Annotated in this window: 4 protein-coding genes; all 4 read left to right on the forward strand. The window is 44.2% G+C overall.

Features of this window, described 5'->3' with window-relative positions; genetic code table 11:
• Nucleotides 1–500 (forward strand): cell division protein FtsH (locus COT43_05850; GenBank protein PIS28694.1); only part of this gene is annotated, 500 nt, incomplete at its 5' end.
• 25 nt (nucleotides 501–525) lie between these two features.
• Nucleotides 526–1,671, forward strand: a complete 1,146-nt coding sequence (gene folP / locus COT43_05855; GenBank protein PIS28695.1) for a dihydropteroate synthase — start codon at nucleotides 526–528, stop codon at nucleotides 1,669–1,671.
• A gap of 2 nt (nucleotides 1,672–1,673) precedes the next feature.
• Nucleotides 1,674–2,447 carry a TIGR00159 family protein gene (locus tag COT43_05860; protein ID PIS28696.1) on the forward strand — a complete coding sequence of 258 codons (774 nt, stop codon included), beginning with the start codon at nucleotides 1,674–1,676 and terminating at the stop codon, nucleotides 2,445–2,447.
• The coding region (locus COT43_05865) for a hypothetical protein (protein PIS28697.1) at nucleotides 2,437–4,853 on the forward strand (2,417 nt) is incomplete at its 3' end. The genes COT43_05860 and COT43_05865, both read left to right, overlap by 11 nt.

Below are 4,853 nucleotides of genomic sequence, written 5' to 3' on the forward strand. Positions count from 1 at the left end.
AAAAGATCATTTTTAATGAATTGACGACCGGCTCCGGAAACGATATCGAAAGAGCAACCGAACTGGCGCGTCGCATGGTTTGCGAATGGGGAATGAGCGAGCGATTGGGACCGTTGACATTCGGCAAGAAAAACGAGGAGATTTTCCTCGGCAGAGACATTGCCACACACCGCGATTTCAGCGAAGAGACTGCCAAACTAATCGACTCCGAAGTCCGGCTGATCGTTGAAGAAGCAGAAAAACGCGCTAAAACGATTCTATCGGAAAATTTGGATAAACTTAAGATTCTGGCTGAAGTGCTCCTCGAACGTGAAGTCATTGACGGTTCGGAGATAGAAAAACTGATGAAAGGAGAAACACTTCCGCCGCTCGTTAAAAATAATGAACACGTTTCTCAGATAGCAAAACCAAACCAAAAGACTGTCCCTAAAAAACGCGGCAGAAAACCGAAAATACTTGTTCCGGAGGCGCAATCTGGCGGTACGAATCCTTCAAATTGAAGACTCCAATCATCTCCGATACGAAATGGAATCCCTTCCAGCTGATCCGGAGGGGATTCAAATTATGGTACCCAAAGGTGATTTCCACATTTTCAAAATCCCAAACCTTTCCTTGCCTGCCGCGAATATTTTAAAACAGCAAATGCTTTCCATCGGTGGAGAATGCGCCGTTTCCAAACATGCGTCAACCTGCTCGGTCGATCAGGCTCCGGCAATTCTAATGGGAACAAAAAAGCAATTCGTCCGACTCATTGAAAGTTTGAAAAATCAACCTTTTGGTTTGAAAACGGTTTCCGAGGAATTGACAAAACAATTTGAATCGATTGAATCTACTCGTCTACTTCGGATCGGAAAAATCGAATTCGATTTCGCGAAAAGAACCGGAATCATGGGAATTCTGAACGTCACGCCGGACTCATTTTCCGATGGAGGAAAATTCACACAGCCAGATGTTGCTGCGGACGCCTCACTGAAAATGATCGACGATGGCGCAGATATCATCGACATTGGGGGTGAGTCAACTCGACCCGGTGCGGCGAAAGTCGATTTACAAACAGAACTGAATCGCGTTCTACCGGTTATCGACCGCATTCGAGCCCGAACAACGGTTCCAATCTCGATCGACACATACAAATCCAAAGTCGCGGAAGAAGCGCTTGACCACGGAGTCACGATGGTCAACGACATTAGCGGATTGACCTTCGATCCCGATATGGCGGCAGTCATAGCCAAACATAACGCTTCCGTCTCACTGATGCACATTCAGGGCAAACCAGAGAACATGCAGAAAAACCCGCATTACGAAAACATCATCGACGAAATACTCGAATCGCTCAGAAAATCTGTCGCTGTTGCATGTAACGCCGGAATTCCGAACGACCGAATCTTAGTCGATCCCGGATTTGGCTTTGGCAAGATTTACGAAGACAATCTGTTCCTCCTACGATACTTGAGCGAATTCAAATCTCTTGGTTATCCGATTTTAATCGGAGTTTCGCGAAAAACATTTACAGGAAAAGCATTGAATCTACCGGTTACGGAACGGATGGAAACATCATTGGCGGCACTTTGCTCTGGAATTTTACGCGGCGCAAATGTCGTTCGCGTACACGATGTCAAAGCATCATATCGAGCAGTCCGCTTTCTGGAAGAGATTTTAGGGAAGAAATAATTATGACGTTATTCACAATCAAATTCATTTCCGTTACGCTCTGGGACGTTTTGGACATACTGATCGTCTTCTGGATTTTCCTGAAATTGTATCAGTTTTTCAAGGGTTCCCGCGCCGAGCAAATGTTGATTGGATTAGTCGTCATCATTATTACGACATTTTTAGCGCGAGTTCTGAACCTCCAGACACTTTCGTCCATTTTAGGACATATGCAAACGGTTTGGGCGATCGCGTTCGTCATAATCTTCCAGCCAGAATTACGCAGGATGTTGATCTTTATCGGGAAAAGTCGGTTTTTAAGGCGGTTCTTCAACGTATCCAAATCCAAAACCATCGAAGCCGTCATCGAATCAAGCCAAGAATTAGTCCGCCGACATTGGGGAGGTTTGTTTGTTTTGGCGCGTGAAGTACGGCTCAAACCCTTCAAAGATCGTGGCACTGCGCTCAATGCCGAAGTCTCCGCAAGTCTGTTGGTTTCGTTGTTCAATCCCGGCTCGCCATTGCATGATGGCGCCGTGATCATACAGAACGACATTATCGAAGCCGCGGGATGTATTCTTCCACTTTCGGATAATCCGGATTTAGACCCGCAACTCGGAACACGACATCGGGCGGCGCTGGGAATTACGGAAGAATCAGACGCCGTTGTCGTCGTTATATCCGAAGAGACGCAGAAAATAGCCGTCGTCTATCAGGGCATGTTTTATCGTAGCGTCGATGAAGACACATTAAGAGGATTGTTGAACAATCTTTACTTTACAACCAATGAAAAATAAGCGACACAGAACAATTCCCAAAATTCACATCCTCACAATCAGACTAAAGCATATACTTTTATTAGGAATTTTATTCGGTATTACTTCTGCCCTCTTCGGTAACGATAAAATTTCAATCGACGAAACATGGCCGTCTAATACTGAATGGAAATGGTCGGCGACTATTCCAGTACCGCCAATACAATCGATCACTGAAAACGGAAATACTTCCTCTCGAATTCAGGCAATCGGATTAGAAAATGAGTCCCGACTCGAAAAGCCTTCAATTCCGGTCTTTGAAAAAATCTTCAACGCGACTCCCGATGAGATTCGGTTTTCTCTTCAATCGGAAAGACAACGAATTATCACACTTTCCAATCCGATAGAAATATTCCATGATGTCATGGTTTCTGGTGAATCAAATCCTTATCAGACGAGTGATATTGAATTCCACAATTGGAAAGGTATCTATCCACTAAACATCGTCAGTGTTTCATTTCTTGGATACCAAAACGGAATGCCTCTTTCGCGGTTGCGAATTTATCCATACCAGGTTCAGAACGACGGGAAAAATATCAAATATTTTGAAAAGTTAGTCGTGTCAGTTCGAATTCTCGACTCAGACGAGTATACGACAATTCAGACATCCAAATCCGATCCGCTAAGGAAATCGTTGGGAATCGATTTATCACCGATCCGGAAGAAAGCCGCAGAGCCGCTCGCCAAAATCACAACAAATCCGCTGAAAGATCGACCCCTAATGAGAATCGTCGTTAATACGGATGGAATTTATCGAATTTCCAAAGGATGTCTCACCGATAGCGGCGCTTCAATCAAAGGAATCGATCCGCGAACTTTTCAACTGTTTCAAGGCGGTATTGAAGTTCCGATTTACATTTCTGGAGAATCGGACGGCGTTTTTAATTCGACGGACTATATCGAATTTTTCGGAAAACGCAACCGAAACAGCGTCGCCGACTATGAGTTCGATCCATTTACCGATCAAAATGCCTATTTCCTCACATGGGGAAAAACCAACGGCTTACGCTATGCGGAAGAATCCGCAAAACCGACTGTCAAATCCAGTCAGGCAATCATCGTACCGACTGATTATTTATACCGAAAGCATGTTGAATCGGACGCCTATTTTGACCACCTCGGACAGGTGGACGCCAACCAGCCATCTTGTTTACAAGACCATTGGTTTTTTAATAGCGGGATAAATGGCGGAACTACAAAAGATTTTACTTTTACACTAAGTTACCCGAATACGAACACAACAAAGAATTTCGATATTGAAGTAGGATTACACGGATTGACCTACCAGCAAGCAACGCACTCCGTTAAAATCTTTCTAAACAATGTCCAAGCCGCTTCCGGATCGTGGGAAGACCAAACACCCTATATTGTTAAAAACGATCCCACTCAGGTTCTTCAAAACAGGTTTTTGGTAAACGGCAATAACGTTCTTCAGATCCACGTCGAAGGGAATGACCCAACCAACAAATACGATAGAATTTTACTCAATTGGTTTAACGTTTATTATCACCGTCTCTACAAAGCCGATCAGGACAATCTGGATTTTTATCGACCCAGTGGCTATCCAAACGGATTGTACCAGTTCTCGCTTCACAACTTCAGTCATCCGGACATTTCGATTTATAAAGTCGGGCAGAGCAAGTTGATGAATTTCGATGTCGATTATGATCAGGGAACCGACTCATACACCGTTTATCTGGAGGATAATGTCTATTCAGATTCGACACTTTACTGGGCGGCTGGAAGAGATGGAATGAAGAAGCCGATTTCTGTTCAACCGGACACTATTTTCGGATTGAGTTCAAGTCGGAGCGGCGCAAATTTAATCATCGTTGTCGCTCACCGCTGGAAATACTGTCTGGAAAAATTGACTGATTTTTATCAAGAGATCGGCATACAAACCAAAGTCGTCAGCATTCAGGATATTTATAACGAATGGAATGATGGAATCACCTCTCCTTATGCTCTGAAAAATTTTCTTAAGGATGCTTACCAGAACTGGAATCCGACTCCGGAATATGTGCTATTGATCGGTGATACAGAAGGGAAAAATTCGGACATGCTTCCCTGCTTTTTTTTCCAGTCTTATAAATATGGAGCCAGCGCGTCGGATTATTGGTTTTCACTAATTGATGGCGATGACGAAGTCCCCGACATTGCGCTCGGAAGATGGCCCTGTTCAACGGAAAACGAACTGAAAACGCTTATCCAAAAACGGATTGACTACGAAACCGATAGCAAAGTCGATTCATGGAAAAACGATATTCTCCTGATCGCAGGTCTGGAAGCAGTTTTTAAGAATCAATCCGAAAACATGATCAACCGGCAAATCCGGAAGGAATTCGGAATCGAGCGGATTTATATCGATCTTGCCAGCGAGGGTTCGGT

This window comes from Candidatus Marinimicrobia bacterium CG08_land_8_20_14_0_20_45_22 (genome assembly GCA_002774355.1).
Classification (GTDB): Bacteria; Fidelibacterota; UBA2242; order UBA2242; family UBA2242; genus 0-14-0-20-45-22.

Coding starts and splice junctions, on each gene's coding strand:
- folP (PIS28695.1), top strand. CDS start 526: ATGGAATCCCTTCCAGCTGATCCGGAGGGGATTCAAATTATGGTACCC.
- COT43_05860 (PIS28696.1), top strand. CDS start 1,674: ATGACGTTATTCACAATCAAATTCATTTCCGTTACGCTCTGGGACGTT.